The sequence below is a fragment of the Winogradskyella psychrotolerans genome (assembly GCF_018860545.1).
GTDB lineage: Bacteria > Bacteroidota > Bacteroidia > Flavobacteriales > Flavobacteriaceae > Winogradskyella > Winogradskyella psychrotolerans_A.
In genome coordinates this window covers 1-1,790 of record NZ_JAHKPN010000028.1, presented here as the reverse complement: position 1 = coordinate 1,790, position 1,790 = coordinate 1, and the positions used below count along the sequence as shown (strand labels likewise).

The window sequence follows — 1,790 nt, the reverse complement described above, 5'->3', positions numbered from 1 at the left end:
CAAACTTAAGACGTGTATAATTCATTGCTAGTTATAGCCTACTTACGAAAGTCCTTGCGGACTTTCTATCTGTGATTTATTTGCTAACTTTAGTGCTTAAACCACGCAACGAAATCATACACAAACACGTTGTACACAATTTGAATTGATGATAGGAAAATCTACTAATACTAAAATAAAACACATTCTTAAAGAGATTGCAAGAGCTAAAGAAGAAACTCTGCATATTGAAATTATTGACAATTCAAGATTTGTTTTCAAAGAACACTGGAATCACAGAGAGTTTCCAAATGCGTATGACTTAAAAATATATACTTCACCTGATATTTACTATAAATATTTGGATTTGAAATTTATGTTTCAAAAGGAAATAAAAGACCGAATCAATAAATCGACAGATTATTTAATTGATTCTCTCGACTGGGTTTTGGATATGTCAAAACTTGAAGTAAATCAAATAGATGTTATATTAGTAAAAACAGAATGGGAAGAAATTAATGAGCTTCAAAAAAAATTAATTGACTCTCTAAAAAAGAGTATTGACTCTATTGATTATCAAAACATTGGAAACACATCTCGTAGTATAATGGACAAGTTAGCTCGCGAGGTATTTGACAAAGGAAAACACATTCCAAAAGACTCAAGTATAGAAGTTCACAATGGAAAATTTAAAAATCAATTAAACACTTTTGTTTCTTCAGAACTATCTGGAAAATCTAATAAGGAATTACGAAAAATAGCCGAGTCAAGTATTAATCTTGTTTCAGATTCAATTGATGTAATGAATAAGACAACACATAAATTAGATGCTGATAAGAGATTCGCCGAATTATGTGTGATAAGTACTATCAGTGTGATAAATGTCGTAAAGATAATTTCGGATTTTGATTAAAAAACTGCGTACAACACCGTGTATAATTAATTGCTTTATTGAGCCTACTTGCGAAAATTCCTGCGGAATTTTCACGGGTTCGTAAAAGTTTGCTAACTTAGTTGCTAAACCACGCAACTAACCACACACAATCACGTTGGCAACAAGCTGAAAATGAAACACGCATTGAAAATATCACTTCTGATTTTAACCTTGATTTCGTGTAAAAATGAATCTAAATCTAAATTGAATAAAATAGATTCTGAATTAAAAGCAGACAACGTTGAATTAAATTTTCAGGCTTATATTAAAACCCTCGACAAAATAAAATTACCAATAAAATATTCTCTATCAGAAAGTAAATTTTCGAAAAAATTCAGCAAAATAGGTTTTGAAAAGTACAAACACGTTTGGACTTCCAAACCATATGGAATTCTATACGAAAATGATAATAATGTTGTACTCGCTGATTTGTCAATTGGAGATGGTGGTTTGGTTCCGTTTATTACATCTTTTGATTTGTACGGAAACAAAATAGACTCACTTGGACCTTATAAGAAAAGTGGAATGGATATTGGATATGAAGCTATTGAATTTTTGACTTTTAATAACAACCGAAAAATAACAGTTATTGATTCAATACGAAAATGGAAACTGAATAATGACGGAACTGATATAATGGAGAACTCTCTAAAAATAACATCAGATACAATTATTTACAGAATAAAGGAAAACGGAAAAATAATAACTGAATAAAGCCAATTGCCAACACCGTGTATAATTAATTGCTTCATTGAGCTTACTTGCGAATATTCCTTCGGAATATTCACGGGTTCGTAAAAGTTTGCAAATTAATTTGCTAAAACACTCAACACCCGAGCGCAGCGAACAGACGAAGTAAACCATACACGTATTCCAA

Annotated in this window: 2 protein-coding genes; both read left to right on the top strand. The window is 30.8% G+C overall.

Annotated elements, in window-relative coordinates; genetic code table 11:
- Positions 1-148 precede the first annotated feature (148 nt).
- Positions 149-892: a hypothetical protein gene (locus tag KO515_RS10670; RefSeq protein WP_215936351.1), complete on the top strand. Its 744-nt coding sequence runs from the start codon at positions 149-151 to the stop codon at positions 890-892.
- A 153-nt stretch (positions 893-1,045) separates the two neighbouring features.
- Positions 1,046-1,627, top strand: a complete 582-nt coding sequence (locus tag KO515_RS10665) for a hypothetical protein (RefSeq protein ID WP_215936350.1) — start codon at positions 1,046-1,048, stop codon at positions 1,625-1,627.
- The last annotated feature ends 163 nt before the right edge of the window (positions 1,628-1,790 follow it).